A 15,287-nucleotide genomic window follows, 5' to 3' on the forward strand; every position below is an offset into this window, starting at 1 on the left:
CACGCCGTGCTTTTTCAGCCCACATAACTGAGCCTCAATGAAAGATTTTATTCGTTCCATTGCTTCGTTACCGCGTCGCCAAAAACAAGTGGTTTTGGTGACCATGGACATGTGCCTGCTGCCACTGATGATGTGGCTTGCTTATGCCATTCGTTTGGCACGGCCCAATGTCACCGTAATGCAAGGGCTTGAGGCTTGGTATATTTTTGTGGCCATCTTAGGTGTACTGATTTTTGCATTGCTCGGGATTTACCGTGCCATTGTCCGTTCATTTAATGAAGATTATTTACTGCGGATTTCGATTGGGACATTTATTCAAATTGTGGCGTTGTATGCCATCAAAAAATTAGATGTTGCTTTTATCCCGATGAGTATTCCACTCATGTACGGCTTTATGCTGTTTTCCTACATGTGGTGGAGTCGCGCAGTGATTCGTTATGCGACGCTTAAAACCTTTGCTAAAAAACAAACCCGTAAACGCGTGGCGATTTATGGTGCAGGACTTGCAGGACAACAAATTGCGGCAGCCTTAAACCGTTCTGATGATTATCTACCAGTCTGTTTTATTGATGATAAAACATCACTCAAAGGTCAGTCTTTAAGTGGTTTAAAGATTTACTCACCGAAAAAAGCGCAAAAGAAACTTGGTAAATTTGGCATTGAGGAAGTCTTACTCGCCATGCCATCGGTTGGACGTGCACGTAAAAAGGAGATTATTGAATCATTTGAAGCCACTGATGTGAAAATCATGGAGTTGCCCGGTGTCACCCAGCTGGTTGATGGCAAAGTCAAAGTTTCTGATATCCGTGAAGTGGATATTATTGATTTACTCGGTCGTGATCCTGTACCACCGAAGCCTGAGCTTTTAGAAAAAAATATTAAAGATAAAGTGGTGGTGGTGACTGGGGCAGGGGGGTCAATTGGCTCCGAACTGTGCCGTCAGATCGTGAAGCATCAGCCGAAAATGCTCGTACTATTTGAGATGTCTGAATTTGCACTGTATTCAATTGACCGAGAATTACAAACTTCAGGTATACAGGTTATACCTGTTTTAGGTTCCGTGACCAATCAAGCAAAATTAGAACGTATTTTGCAACAATACGATGTGCAAACGGTCTATCACGCTGCAGCCTATAAGCATGTGCCTTTGGTTGAAGCCAATCCTTTTGAAGGAATTTATAATACATCGATTGGTACACAGCGCAGTGTAGATGCTGCTGTAGCTCAAGGTGTGGAAACCTTTGTGCTGATTTCAACTGATAAAGCGGTACGTCCGACCAATGTCATGGGTGCTTCAAAGCGAATGGCAGAGTTATATTGCCAAGGTTTAGCTTCAACCAATCCTAAAACGCAAATCAGTATTGTGCGTTTTGGTAATGTTTTAGGTTCGTCAGGTTCTGTGGTGCCTTTGTTTAAAAAACAAATTGCGCAAGGCGGACCAGTGACGGTGACCCATCCCGAAGTGACGCGTTATTTTATGACCATACCAGAAGCTGCACAGTTGGTGATTCAAGCGGGTGCGATGGGAACAGGTGGTGATGTATTTCTACTTGATATGGGTGAGTCAGTGAAGATTATAGACTTGGCTCGACAAATGATTCGCTTGAGTGGTTTCAGGCCTATTGATGAAAATGGGGTGGGGGATATTGAGATTGATTTTACAGGGTTGCGTCCCGGTGAAAAGTTATATGAAGAATTGCTGATTGATCAAGAAGGTATCGAGAAAACCAAGCATGAAAGAATTTTAAAATCTTTTGAAAAAAGTTTTGAGTTTGAAGAAATCCTTGAAAGCTTTATAGAATTTCAAAAATTACATCAGCATGAGAATGTGAATGAATTAATTAAGATATTAGAAAAATTTGTAGATGGTTATTTATCAAACAAACTTGATGCATAATGAAGCAGGAATACTGTAGCAATACGAAATTTTCATTTTACATTAAATAATAGATGTTATAATTGAAATGTATAAAGATGAATATTCTTAGCAGTTCGATAGTGTTGAATTTATAATTTTAGGGAATATATGAAAATTCTAGTCACAGGTGGTGCTGGTTTTATTGGGTCGGCCGTTATACGTCATATTATAAAAAATACAAATAATGAAGTTTTAAATGTTGATAAATTGACCTATGCGGGGAATCTCGAATCTCTTAAAGAAATAGATCAGAACGAGCGTTATCATTTTGCTCAAATTGATATTTGTGATGCTGATGCTTTAGAAAACGCTTTTAGTCAGTTTCAACCAGAGTTAATCATGCACTTGGCTGCTGAATCTCATGTTGATCGTTCGATTGATGGACCTGCAGAGTTTATCACCACCAATATTGTAGGCACATACACGCTTTTAGAGGTGAGTCGTAAATATTGGTTAAGCTTGAATGAAGAAAAAAAACAAGTATTCAGATTTCATCATATTTCGACAGACGAAGTATATGGTGATTTAGAGGGTACGACAGATTTATTCACTGAAAACACATCTTACGCACCTAGCTCACCTTATTCTGCAAGTAAAGCAAGCTCTGACCATTTAGTCCGTGCATGGCAACGTACTTATGGATTACCAACGATTATCACCAATTGTTCAAATAATTATGGCCCGTATCATTTTCCAGAAAAATTGATTCCTTTAGTCATCTTGAATGCTTTAGAAGGTAAGGTACTTCCGATCTATGGTAAAGGTGATCAAATTCGCGATTGGTTATATGTAGAAGATCATGCGAGAGCATTATATAAAGTGGTGACTGAGGGTGTTGTCGGAGAGACTTACAACATTGGTGGGCACAATGAAAAACAAAACATTGAAGTAGTGAAAAAAATTTGTAAGATTTTAGATGAGTTAAGACCTCAAGCGAATGCAGAGCCTTATGAAAGTTTAATTACTTTTGTTAAAGATCGTCCAGGGCATGATTTGCGTTATGCGATTGATGCGTCAAAAATGGCCAAAGAATTAGGCTGGAAACCAGAAGAAAGCTTTGAAACAGGCCTTCGTAAAACAGTTCAGTGGTATTTAAATAATTTAGACTGGTGCCAGCGTGTACAAGATGGCAGTTACCAACGTGAAAGATTAGGTATGTAAGCATAATGAATACAAAGGGTATTATTTTAGCAGGTGGTTCGGGTACACGTTTGTATCCGATTACCAAAGGAGTCTCTAAGCAGTTACTGCCGATTTATGATAAACCGATGGTTTATTATCCATTGTCGGTGCTAATGCTGGCAGGCATTCGTGAAGTGCTGATCATTAGCACGCCAGATGATATTGATGGCTTTAAAAGATTACTAGGCGACGGATCTCAGTTTGGCATTGATATTGAGTATGCGGTTCAACCAAGCCCTGATGGTTTGGCACAGGCCTTCATTATTGGTGAAGATTTTATTGGCGATAGCAATGTTTGCTTGGTGCTTGGCGATAACATTTTTTATGGTCAAGGTTTTACGCCTATGCTTAAACAAGCTGTTTCACGTCAAAAAGGTGCGACGGTATTTGGTTATCAAGTTAAGGATCCTGAGCGTTTTGGCGTTGTGGAGTTTGATGAACAAAAACGTGCAATTTCTTTAGAAGAAAAACCTAAACAACCTAAATCTCACTTCGCGGTTACAGGATTGTATTTTTATGACAATGATGTAATTGAAATTGCTAAGCAAGTAAAACCATCTGAGCGTGGGGAATTGGAAATTACCACAGTCAATCAGATGTATTTAGAACGTGGTGACTTAAATGTAGAATTACTGGGACGCGGTTTTGCATGGTTAGATACCGGAACGCACGAAAGTCTGTTACAAGCTGCTCAATTTGTAGAAACCATTGAAAAGCGCCAAGGCTATAAAATCGCCTGCTTAGAAGAAATTGCGTATAACAATAATTGGTTGATGAAGGAAGATTTGAAACGTATTAGTAAACAACTTTCTAAAAATAACTATGGTCAGTATCTGCAAGAACTAATTAAAATATGAAATTGAAATTTTTATGTAAATAAATATTAAAGTTTTAATTAGGACTATCAAAGTAATGAGGTCAAGAAAGAATGGTTGTTTTATGAGTGATAAAATACTTCATATTGGTGATTGTGATAAATTTATCCCTCCCTATATTGAATTTGTAAAAGAGAATTTTGATTTTAGTAAGCATGAGTTTCTATTAACAGATGGGATGGCAAAAAAGAATTTGATACCAGATTCTAATATTAGATTATTAAAGAATTCAAAACTAGGTAAATTAAAACACTATTTGTTAGTGTTAATCAAAATGAATCGAGCAGATAAGATTATTTTACATAATTTATTTGATCTTAAAATTGTTTTTCTTCTATTTTTTATGCCATGGTTGCTCAAAAAATGCTATTGGATTATGTGGGGAGCAGATCTTTATGTATATCAGTTTGGTGAGCGTAATTGGAAGTGGAAAATAAAAGAATTTTTACGAAGACCTGTTATAAAACGAATGGGTTTTTTTAGCACTACAGTACCTGGAGATTTTGATTTAGTAAAAAAAATTTATGGGACTAACGCAAAGTTTATTCATAATTTAATGTATCCGAGCCATCTATCTAGAAATTTAGATGAAATAGTGTGTAATCAGGATAAGCAGGGGGAAGTATTTGTCCAAGTAGGCAATTCAGCGGATCCAAGTAATAATCATTTTGAAGTTCTAGAAATACTTTCAAAGTTAGATTTAAAACATGTAAAAGTTTTTTGCCCACTTTCATATGGGTCTGAAAAACACAGAGAAGAAGTAATAGAATATGGGAATAAATTACTAGGAGAAAAATTCATTCCAATCACAGATTTTATGAGTTTTACTGAATATAATTCTTATATGGCATGTATTGATATTGCTATATTTAACCATAATAGACAACAAGCAATGGGTAACACAATTGGCCTTTTAAGTCTAGGGAAAAAGGTCGTAATGAAGTCAAATGTTACGCCATTTGAGTTTTTTAAAGATATAGGTGTTAAAATTTATCAATTAAATGATTCTGCTTTACTTACACCTATTTCAAACAATGTTCAAGAAGAAAATATTGGGATTATGAAAAAATATTTCCATATTCAAAGACTATACTCAAATTGGGAAGAGATTTTCAATGAAAAGTAAGATAATTGGCAAAGGCTTGTTAGCAAAAGCTTTTAAAAATGCTAAATCTGATAAATGCTTGTTTTTTTGTTCTGGAGTATCAAATTCTAATGAAGTTTTTGATGAGGCATTTAAAAGAGAAGAATCATTATTGATAGAAAACTTAGTATTAAATACTGATAAATGCTTCGTTTATTTCAGTAGTATTTTAGCTCCGTTAGAAGGAAATCTTTATTTTAAGCATAAAATGAGAATGGAAAAATTGATATCTATTTATTCTTCTAATTATCTAATATTTAGATTACCTCAAGTTGCTGGAGAAGTGCTAAATACAACATTGTTAGCTACTTTTACAAAAAATATTTATAAAGGTGAAAATTTTCTTGTTTATAAAAATGCAGAGAGAACCATAATAGATGTAGATGATATTGTTGAATTTTTTGATGTCATATATAGTTTAAAACTAAGGAATAAAATTATTAATTTATGTCCAAATTATACATTTAAACCAGAAACACTTATTAGTTTGATTTCTACTTTCCTTCAAAAAGAAGCATATTATAATTTAATTGATGGTGGAGTAAAGCAAGACTGTCTAATAAGTGAGGATGAAGTGGGTAAATTAATATTGGACTATTTTAATATTTATGATAATTATCTTGAAAAAGTAGTATATAAGTATGTGCCAAAAATAGTTAACATTATTATTTCCCAAGAAAATTTTAATATTAACTCTAAAAATTAAGATAGTGTAAAGTGATTGAATGAATATTAAAAAAGTATTAAATTTTGCAATAGGTCCTATAGGTGGGGCCTTTTTTGGGTTTATAACACTTCCTTTAACAGCTTGGTTTTTTACCGTAGAAGATATTGGTCGTATAGCATTTCTCCAAGTCATTATTGCCCTTTCAACGATGTTTTTTGGATTAGGTCTGGATCAAGCTTATGTAAGGGAATATCATGAAAGAGAAAATAAGAAAAACTTATGGATGCAAGTAACATTACCTGGTCTTGTTTTACTGCTGCTTTTTAGCTTTTTTCTTATAATTAATCCTTATTTTTTGTCAAATTATCTATTTGATGAAAAAAATGTGTGGATGAGTATATTAGTTCTTATAGCATTTATAGCAAATTACTTAACGCGCTTTTTTTCTTTGATCTTAAGAATGCAAGAAAAGGCATTTCTTTTTTCTATGAGTCAAATTTGGCCTAAACTGATTAACATTATACTATTAATCAGTTTTGTGTTTGTTTATGAATATAAATACTTTATTCATTTGTTATGTGCGCTAGTAATTTCAAATCTTATTGCTTGTTTGATTTTTGCATGGAATACCAAGAGTGAGTGGTTCTCCATAGAGGGTCTTCACTTTAATTTTAATGAACTCAAGCCACTGCTAAAATTTGGTGCGCCATTGATTATTGGCGGCTTGGCTTTTTGGGGCTTGAATTCAATAGATCGAATATTTTTAAAAACCTATTCAACTTTTACTGAGCTTGGTATTTACTCCATAGCGACCAGTTTTGCTGCGATTGCAATTATTGTTCAAAGTATCTTTTCGACTGTTTGGGCTCCAACTGTTTATAAGTGGGTGAAAGAGAATAAAAATTTAGATAAAATTAATGATATTAGCTGGTATTTGACTATTATAATTGTCTTTATTATCTCGCTAGTGGGTTTATTTGCAAATGTTATCGCTTTGGTTTTACCAGAGCAGTATAATGCAGTTCAATATATTGTTATGCCAGCTTTAATTGCTCCATTGTTGTATACACTTTCAGAAACAACAGTTGTGGGAATAGGGATTAGTCGGAAATCTTATTTTTCCCTTTATGCCTCTTTGGGTGCTCTTTTAGCGGCTATATTATTAAATTTTGTATTAACACCCCATTATGGGGCTTTAGGTGCAAGTATAAGTAGTAGTTTGGCATTTCTAGTTTTTTTCGTACTTAGGACAGAGTTTTCTGTTATTGCATGGAAAAGTTTTCCGCGTAAAAAAATGTACACTATTGTATTTTTAATGATTGGTTTCGCAATTGCTAATGCTATACTTCAAGAAAAATTATTCTGGTGCTTTAAGATACTTTGGTTGATTCTTCTTATTATTTCAGGTATTTACTTATATAAATTAATACTGAAAGGACGGGAAAATCTTAGATTTAATGGTTTGGTTAGGTAAAATGTCGAAATATAAAATTTGTGTAGTAGGCACGGGATATGTAGGTTTATCCAATGCGGTATTATTTGCACGAGATCACTATGTCACTAGTTTGGATATTAATGCCCAGCGGGTTGAGATGATTAATCAGCGTCAATCTCCTATTGCCGATGACTATATTGAACAAGCTTTAAGTAAACAAGAGTTAAATTTAACTGCAACTTTAAATGCTGAGGAAGCATATAAAGATGCCGATTACATTATTATTGCTACGCCAACCAATTATGATGTGGAAACGAATTATTTCGATACATCATCGATTGAAAGTGTGATCGCTCAAATTCTACCGATCAATACTACAGCAACAATTATCATTAAATCGACCATACCTGTGGGATATACGGTACAGTTAAAAGAAAAACTTAAAACCAATCAAATTGTATTTGCACCAGAGTTTTTACGTGAAGGAAAAGCACTTTACGATAATTTGCATCCATCTCGAATTATTGTGGGTGAAAAATCTGAACGTGGAGAAGCAATTGCTCAACTTTATTTAGATGCAACGATTGAGAAAAATGCACCAACACTTTGCATGGATTCGACTGAAGCAGAAGCGGTAAAGTTATTTTCTAATACTTATTTAGCCATGCGTGTAGCTTATTTTAATGAGCTAGATACTTACTGTGAAAAAAACAATCTAAACAGTTTGGATATTGTACAAGGTGTAAGTTTAGACCCACGAATTGGAAACCATTACAACAATCCTTCTTTTGGTTATGGTGGATACTGTTTGCCAAAAGATACCAAACAGCTTTTAGCAAATTACAAGGGTGTACCTCAAAATTTAATTCAAGCGATTATTCATTCAAATCAAACACGTAAACAATTTATTGTTAAAGAGATTTTAAAAAAACGTCCTAATGTCGTGGGTGTGTATCGTTTAACCATGAAAGCGGGTTCAGACAACTTCCGTGATTCTGCAATTCAAGACATTATGCGTGAGTTAAAAGAATACAATGTTAATGTAATTGTATATGAGCCAACATTAAATATTGAAAATTATGAAGGATATTCAGTTCAAAATAACTTAAATGAATTTATAAATATTTCAGATGTGATTTTAGCGAATCGTATGAATGAAGATTTAAAAGATGTTCAGTCTAAGTTATATACACGTGATTTGTTTGGTGAGAATTAAATAAATGCAAAATCTACCTTTAGTAACTGTATATATTCCTACATTTAATCGAGTTGAGTTACTCAAACGTGCGGTGAAGTCTGTACAGGATCAGACTTATAAAAACTTAGAAATCATCATTGTGGATGATTGTTCGACTGATGGGACACATGAGTATTTGGAACAAATTTCTAAAGAAGATCACCGTGTTAGATATTTTTTGAAAGAAACGAACAGTGGTGCCTGTGTAAGTCGTAATATTGCAATTGAAAATGCTAAAGGTGAATTTATAACTGGACTAGATGATGATGATTATTTTTTAGATATCAGGATTGAAAAATTTGTAAAATATTTTAATTCATGTTGTTTAAATAAAAATATAGTTTTTTTATTTGATAATCAAATTATAAAAAAAGGTGAAAGAGAATTTCAAGTTAAAAAAATAAGAGATTATTTTAAAAAAAGAAATATAACAAAGGAAGATTTAATTTTTAATAATTATATTGGAAATCAAATTTTTATAAAAACTGAAATTATCCAAAAATTTGGAGGTTTTGATCCTAAAATGCCTATGTGGCAAGACTTAGAGTGTTGGTATAATATTTTAAAAAATACTTTAGGAGTTGCAGTCAATATATTAGAACATACTTATGTTCATGATATCTCTCATGAATATGAAAGAATTTCTAACTTTAAAATTGAAAAAGGTGTATTGGCGCATAAGAATTTTTCTGAAAAACATAATATACTGGGTGTATACAAAGATTTTTTGTATACACATTTATATACTAATGACCCTAGGTTAATAGATGTTAGATTATTAATTTTAAAAATTAAACATCATTTTAATATTTATGATTTAAAAAAAATTTTATTTAATTTAAGTAAGTTGTTATGAAAATTTTTCTTAATTTTTTTATTTTTGTGATTCTCTTTATCACAGTTTTTAATATTAAAGTTTTTTTCCCACCTTATAATCTTCTTGTTATAACAGGTGGTTCTGGGTTTTTAATTTTTTTATTAAAATCTTTTAATGATAATTTGAAGATAAATAAGTTTTTACTAAATGGTAGTATTGGAATAAGTATTGCTATGATATTTTTCTTATTTTTATCTTTTTTAATTAATCAAGTTTACGACTTCTTTTTCTTTAAAGAAATAATTTTATTTAATTTTTTTAGCTTTTTTTCTGCTTATTTAGTTGTTTTTCTTATTGAAAAGAAAATAAAAAAAGAAAATTATTTGATGAAATATATATTTTATATGTTTTCTCTAGTAGTTTCTATGCAATTATTACTGTCATTTATTGCATATTTATCACCTGGATTTTTTAATTTTTTATTTGGGATTTTTTCTAGAGAAAATATTGATGATAAGGCGATAGGATTAAATGAAATAAGAATGGTGGGTTTAGGAGCTTCTTTTTTTGGTTCGGGGATTATCAACTGCTTTGCTTTAATTGTATTATCTTCATTTATTAGGTTTGAAAAACAAAAAAAAATAATATTGTTTTTTATTTTCTTTTTGATTTTTTTTCTTGGAATTATGAGTGCTAGAACAACGATTATAGGATTTATTATTTCATTATTTATATTGTTCTCTAGTATTGAAGTTGTTAGTAAGTTGTTGAAATTTTCTATTTTATTATTAATTTTATTATTTTTATTTAATCCTATAATTTCTTTTGATAATGAGAGGGTTTTAAATATAATTTCTTTCGGTTTTGACTTCTTATTTGATTATGAGAACTCTCAAGCATCTAAGTCTACAGGTGAATTGGGTGAAATGTGGTCTAACATACCCGATAATAGTTTGAAAACTTGGATTTTTGGAGATGTTTATTATCGTGATGGTCTAAGTTATTATAAAGGGATAGATATTGGTTATTTGAGAATAATTTATTCTGTGGGTATCTTAGGTTTGTTGGCGTTCTTTTATATTCACTGGTATTTAATTTCAAATATTACTTCTAAATATTTTAATTTTTTTGTAAAAATTATTTTATTTGTGATGATGATTGTTCTTAATGCTAAGGGTGTTACAAACTTTATTCCTCTACTTTCTATATTCTATATAGCGGCAAATTGGAATCGATTTATTCTATTTAAATAGAATACTGAATTAAATTTTGGAAGTGAAAATGAATTATGCAGATTTAACAGTTATAATCCCATGTTATAACTCTAGCCAGACAATAATTAGATGTCTTGATTCTATAAAAAATCAAACTTTACTTCCTGAAAAAATAATAGTTGTTGATGATTGTAGCCATGATAATACATTGGATATTCTGAAAGAATATAAAAAATATAATTCTAAGTTGAATTTAGAAATATTTGAATTAAATAAAAATAGTGGTCCTTCTTTTGCGAGAAACTTAGGCGTTAAATCTGCTAGTTCCGCTTATATAGCTTTCTTAGATAGTGATGATGTTTGGGTTAGGAATAAACTTGAAATCCAATATAAGAGCATGTTGGATAATGATTTGAATTTTTCATTTCATTTATATTCTGCATTTCCAAGTATTATAGTAAAAGATTGTATCTTAAAAAAAGTAACTTTATTTGATTTAGCTAAAAGACAAATAATTTGTACTCCGACTGTGATGGTTAAAAAAAATATTCTCAAAGATTTTAATACTGACATGCGTTTTTGTGAAGATTTTCTATGTTGGGTTATGTCAAACAATAATAATAATTTTTATTATATTGATTCTTATTTAGCCAATGGTTTTAAGAAGCAATATGGTGAGTCTGGTTTATCTTCTAATATGCGTGAAATGCATTTGGGTGTTTTAAAAGCATTTAAAATTTTGTATTATGAAAATTATATCAATTTATGGAGCTTTATTTTGTTTTCTGCTATGGAGCATGTTAAATATCCAATTAGAATTTTACGTAGCAAGAGTGTTTTTTAAATTATTTTATCGTATTCGAACTTTATTGGTAACTTTATTATGAAAATTGCACATGTACAAGTTATTCCGCAATTGTCTGGTGCTCAACAAATATCTTTAGATTTATTATCTAGTCTAAATTACGAAAGTAATGATTTGTACATGATTTGTGGTGAAATAAAAGAAGTCAATTCTGATTTTTTGGAAAAATTTAATAGTATTGGTGTTACCATTATTGAGGTTCCAAATTTAAAAAGGGAGCTTGGTAAACATGATTTTTTTGCTTTTATAGAGTTATATAGAATTTTTAAAAAATTTAATTTCGATATAATACATACAAATTCTACTAAGCCTGCCATATTAGCTAGAATTGCAGCACGAATGAGTGGTTGTAAAAAAATTATTCATACAGTACATGGTATTGCTTTCCATAAACATATTCCTATTCTGAAAAGGATTTTATATTACTTCGCTGAGTTGTTTTCAGTATATTTTGGCCATGAAAATATTTCAGTAAACAAGTACTATAATAAATTTTATCCTTTTGCAAAAACCAAAACTATTTACAATGGAGTTGATTTTTCGAAATTTTTAGTTGAAAAAAAAAGTAGTGAGTTAAATGGATTAAATTTTTCTTTTTTTGCTAGATTAGATGAGCAAAAAAATCCTATTGAGTTTATTGAAGCTATACATTTACTAAATTCAGAAGGTATTTTAGATATAAACAAGGATGTTATTTTTACTTTAGCTGGCGACGGCGAGCTTAAATCTGAATGCTGTGATTTGATAAAAATATATGGTTTAGAATCAAAAATTAATGTAATTGGATGGGTCACTGATAAAAATAAATTTCTGAATACTATAGATGTAATCTGCCAACCCTCTAAATGGGAAGCTTTTGGATTAACTTTCGTCGAATCAGCGTATTTTGGTATCCCTGCAATTGCAACAAAAGTTGAAGGAATACCGGAGGTGGTTTTAGATGGAAAGACAGGGCTATTATATGATGGAGGTGCACAAGGTTTGAAAGAATGTATGAAACAATTTGTCAATAATAGGAGTCTTGTTCATGAATTGGGGGAAATGGCACGTAAACGTGCGTTAGAAGTGTTTAGCAAACAAGATATGGTTAATAATTACCATGAAATATATTTCGAAAAATAATTTCAAAATCTATTGTGCATTTAGGTAATATGTAATCAATAAACTTAAAACTTTCTATATAACCTGAGTTCGATATAAAAAAAGAGTAGAAAAAAAGCCCTGTTTTTGTAACATATTGGTTCTCAAGACAAAATGTTATAAAACAAGGCTTCTCAATGGATCATATTACCGAATTATTTTGTATTTTGGATGATTTCTGCAAAAAATTTAATGAATCTTTAGAGAAAGCTTTAATTTCTAATCAAAAAACCAGGTTGAAAAAGTCAGCTTTAAGCTTGTCTGAAGCAATGACCATTGTCATTTTATTTCATCAATCCGGTTTTAGATTCTTCAAATATTTTTATTGCCAAATGATCGTTCCATTCTGGAAATCTGCTTTTCCTAAACTGCTTAGCTACAACCGATTTATTGAAATCATGCCCCGTTGTTTGCAAGCTCTGAGTAGTTTCTTCCATCAGGTGAAAGGAAAAGATACGGGAATCAGTATCATTGACTCCACTAAATTGGTAGGCAGAGTAAAACTTGAAGTGCGACATAAACCACCTAATTAATTTAAAGGGTTTATGGAGTATATAAAATTGTCATACCATCATCTTAACTTTGAAGATCGTACTGCATTAATGCTTGAGTCAAGAAAAGAAGGCTTTTCAGCCAGAAAATTTGCTGAACTCATTAAAAGACATCCTAGTACGATCTATCGTGAACTTAAAAGAAATAGCATCAATGACGTTTATCAAGCTCGATATGCTTCTGATAACACCTTCGCTAGACGTAGACGTGGTCACAGAAAACTCAAAATCGATTCAATCCTCTGGAAATTTATTGTTGAAGCGATCCGTTGTTTATGGTCTCCTCAGCAAATAGCAAAGCGTTTAAAGACATTTCCTGATTTGGATCAAACAATGAATGTAAGCCATACAACGATTTATTCAACGATACGAGCATTACCAAAGGGTGAGTTGAAAAAAGACTTATTATCCTGTCTGCGTCATGAAAATAAAAAGCGAAAAGCTAACGGTGAACCTAAAAAAGATTCTATATTACAGGATATTAAAACTATTCATGAGCGCCCAGCCGAAGTTCAAGAAAGAAAAATACCGGGTCATTGGGAAGCTGATTTAATTAAAGGTAAAGACAATAAAAGTTCGATAGCAACACTTATTGAACGAAATACACGGCTCTGTATCTTGGCAACATTACCTGATGCAAAGGCAGAATCAGTGCGCAAGGCTTTAACTGAAGCTCTGAAATATTTACCTGCAGAACTGCGTAAAACGTTGACCTATGACCGTGGACGCGAGCTGGCAGAACATAAAATACTTGAAGAAGATTTAGGCATAGATGTATATTTCTGTGACCCACATTCACCCTGGCAAAAAGGCACATGCGAAAATATGAATGGTTTAATTAGGCAATATTTACCTAAAGGGATTGATTTAAATCAGGCAGATCAGCATTATTTAAATCAAGTTGCCATGTCACTGAATACTCGTCCTAGAAAAGCGTTAGATTGGCTTACACCATTAGAGAAATTTGCTCAGCTTGTTGATTATCATAAGACTTTTCAAACTGTCGCACCTCATGTTTGAATTCGCCGTAGTTTGCCATAATCTTCGGATTAAAAGGCATCGTGTATTTAAAGGCTTGGCCGGTCGTGGAAAAAGTAGTACGGGTTGGTTTTATGGTTTTAAATTACATCTCGTTATCAATAATTTAGGTGAAATTATTAATCTCAAGCTGACATCGGGAAATGTTCATGATGTTGCTATATTAGAATCTTTAACTCAAGAATTAAAAGGGATCCTACTCGGAGACAAAGGCTATTTGAGCAAAGCAAAAGCCGAAGCTTTAGCAGCAAGAGGACTGAAAATATTGACCCCATCACGTCGGAATATGAAAAATAAACCCATCCAAACTGAAGAAGAAAAACAATTACTTTGCAGAAGAGGATTGATCGAAACAGTGAATGATCAATTAAAAAATTTACATCAACTTGAACATTCACGTCATCGTTCGGTAAATAACTTCATGGTGAATATCATGGCTGCTGTAGTGGCTTATTGTTTGAACCCCAATAAGCCAACTTTCCAAAATATGCTAAAAGGTTAAGTGGATTTCATCGAACTCAGGTTATATACTATGCACAGTATTAACTTATTTTGAAAAAAAGTGGTTGAAACAATGATTAAGAGAATTTTAGATTTTTTGATTGCATGTATTGCCTTATTTTTTTTATTACCAGTTTTCATTTTAGTAGCCTTTAAAGTTAAAAAAAATTTGGGCTCACCAGTACTTTTTCTACAAGAGCGTCCGGGAAAGAATGGTAAAATTTTTAAAATGATTAAGTTCCGTTCTATGAAAGATGCATTTGATAAAGAAGGAAATCCTTTGCCAGATGATCAACGAATTACACCATTCGGACATAAATTACGCGCAACAACATTAGATGAAATGCCACAACTATTCAATGTGCTAAAAGGTGACATGAGTATTGTTGGACCTCGTCCACAAATGAAAGATTTTCTGGAACACTATACTCCTGAGCAAATGCGACGTCATGAAGTCAAGCCTGGGATGACAGGGCTTGCTCAAGTCAGTGGTCGTAATAATCTTTCATGGGAAGAAAAATTTGAACTTGATGTGCAATATGTGGAAACTCAATCTATTTGGCTGGATTTTAAAATTATGTTTAAAACGGTTAAGGTAATGCTCACTAAAGAAGGTATTAATGCACCAGATCGAGAGGTTGGGGCTGTACGTTTTTCAAGTCAAAATGATTCTCAGTCTGAATCAATCCGTAAATAATTTATT

Annotated in this window: 13 protein-coding genes and 2 pseudogenes; all 15 read left to right on the top strand. The window is 32.1% G+C overall.

All coding sequences use genetic code 11. The features are described 5' to 3' along the window. The first annotated feature begins 37 nt into the window (after nucleotides 1-37). The 15 genes and pseudogenes from HHA43_RS05145 to HHA43_RS05215 all read left to right on the top strand — a co-directional run bounded on the left by HHA43_RS05145 (nucleotide 38) and on the right by HHA43_RS05215 (nucleotide 15,281). Nucleotides 38-1,897 carry a polysaccharide biosynthesis protein gene (locus HHA43_RS05145; RefSeq protein WP_168541926.1) on the top strand — a complete coding sequence of 620 codons (1,860 nt, stop codon included), beginning with the start codon at nucleotides 38-40 and terminating at the stop codon, nucleotides 1,895-1,897. 129 nt (nucleotides 1,898-2,026) lie between these two features. Continuing rightward, nucleotides 2,027-3,079, top strand: coding sequence for a dTDP-glucose 4,6-dehydratase (gene rfbB / locus HHA43_RS05150; RefSeq protein WP_168541928.1), 1,053 nt, complete (start codon nucleotides 2,027-2,029; stop codon nucleotides 3,077-3,079). 5 nt (nucleotides 3,080-3,084) lie between these two features. Next, the gene (gene rfbA, locus HHA43_RS05155; protein ID WP_168541930.1) at nucleotides 3,085-3,957 is read left to right on the top strand and encodes a glucose-1-phosphate thymidylyltransferase RfbA; all 873 of its coding nucleotides are present in this window, start codon (nucleotides 3,085-3,087) and stop codon (nucleotides 3,955-3,957) included. An 82-nt stretch (nucleotides 3,958-4,039) separates the two neighbouring features. Then, on the top strand, nucleotides 4,040-5,101 hold the full coding sequence (locus HHA43_RS05160; protein ID WP_168541932.1) for a TDP-N-acetylfucosamine:lipid II N-acetylfucosaminyltransferase: 1,062 nt from the start codon (nucleotides 4,040-4,042) through the stop codon (nucleotides 5,099-5,101). Further along, complete coding sequence (locus HHA43_RS05165) at nucleotides 5,091-5,825, top strand: NAD-dependent epimerase/dehydratase family protein (protein WP_168541934.1); 735 nt, start codon at nucleotides 5,091-5,093, stop codon at nucleotides 5,823-5,825. Before HHA43_RS05160 ends, HHA43_RS05165 begins: the two co-directional genes overlap by 11 nt. Nucleotides 5,826-5,844: 19 nt before the next feature. Then, a complete protein-coding gene (locus tag HHA43_RS05170; RefSeq protein WP_168541936.1) occupies nucleotides 5,845-7,260 on the top strand; it encodes a lipopolysaccharide biosynthesis protein in 1,416 nt (471 codons plus the stop codon). A 1-nt stretch (nucleotide 7,261) separates the two neighbouring features. Next, nucleotides 7,262-8,437: a nucleotide sugar dehydrogenase gene (locus HHA43_RS05175; protein ID WP_168541938.1), complete on the top strand. Its 1,176-nt coding sequence runs from the start codon at nucleotides 7,262-7,264 to the stop codon at nucleotides 8,435-8,437. Between the two features lie 4 nt (nucleotides 8,438-8,441). After that, complete coding sequence (locus tag HHA43_RS05180) at nucleotides 8,442-9,314, top strand: glycosyltransferase family 2 protein (RefSeq protein ID WP_168541940.1); 873 nt, start codon at nucleotides 8,442-8,444, stop codon at nucleotides 9,312-9,314. Beyond that, nucleotides 9,311-10,528: a hypothetical protein gene (locus HHA43_RS05185; RefSeq protein ID WP_168541942.1), complete on the top strand. Its 1,218-nt coding sequence runs from the start codon at nucleotides 9,311-9,313 to the stop codon at nucleotides 10,526-10,528. The genes HHA43_RS05180 and HHA43_RS05185 overlap by 4 nt, the downstream gene beginning before the upstream one ends. Nucleotides 10,529-10,556: 28 nt before the next feature. Beyond that, a complete protein-coding gene (locus tag HHA43_RS05190; RefSeq protein WP_168541944.1) occupies nucleotides 10,557-11,333 on the top strand; it encodes a glycosyltransferase family 2 protein in 777 nt (258 codons plus the stop codon). Between the two features lie 39 nt (nucleotides 11,334-11,372). After that, the gene (locus HHA43_RS05195; RefSeq protein WP_168541946.1) at nucleotides 11,373-12,476 is read left to right on the top strand and encodes a glycosyltransferase family 4 protein; all 1,104 of its coding nucleotides are present in this window, start codon (nucleotides 11,373-11,375) and stop codon (nucleotides 12,474-12,476) included. A 155-nt stretch (nucleotides 12,477-12,631) separates the two neighbouring features. Further along, a pseudogene (locus tag HHA43_RS05200) lies at nucleotides 12,632-13,015 on the top strand (IS982 family transposase); the annotation flags it as partial. An 81-nt stretch (nucleotides 13,016-13,096) separates the two neighbouring features. Next, nucleotides 13,097-14,065, top strand: a complete 969-nt coding sequence (locus HHA43_RS05205) for an IS30 family transposase (protein WP_249451941.1) — start codon at nucleotides 13,097-13,099, stop codon at nucleotides 14,063-14,065. Between the two features lie 7 nt (nucleotides 14,066-14,072). Continuing rightward, nucleotides 14,073-14,585, top strand: a pseudogene (locus HHA43_RS05210) (IS982 family transposase); the annotation flags it as partial. A 72-nt stretch (nucleotides 14,586-14,657) separates the two neighbouring features. Beyond that, nucleotides 14,658-15,281, top strand: coding sequence for a sugar transferase (locus HHA43_RS05215; RefSeq protein WP_168541948.1), 624 nt, complete (start codon nucleotides 14,658-14,660; stop codon nucleotides 15,279-15,281). The last annotated feature ends 6 nt before the right edge of the window (nucleotides 15,282-15,287 follow it).

It is taken from the genome of Acinetobacter sp. A2 (genome assembly GCF_012371325.1).
In the GTDB taxonomy this organism is placed as follows: Bacteria; Pseudomonadota; Gammaproteobacteria; order Pseudomonadales; family Moraxellaceae; genus Acinetobacter.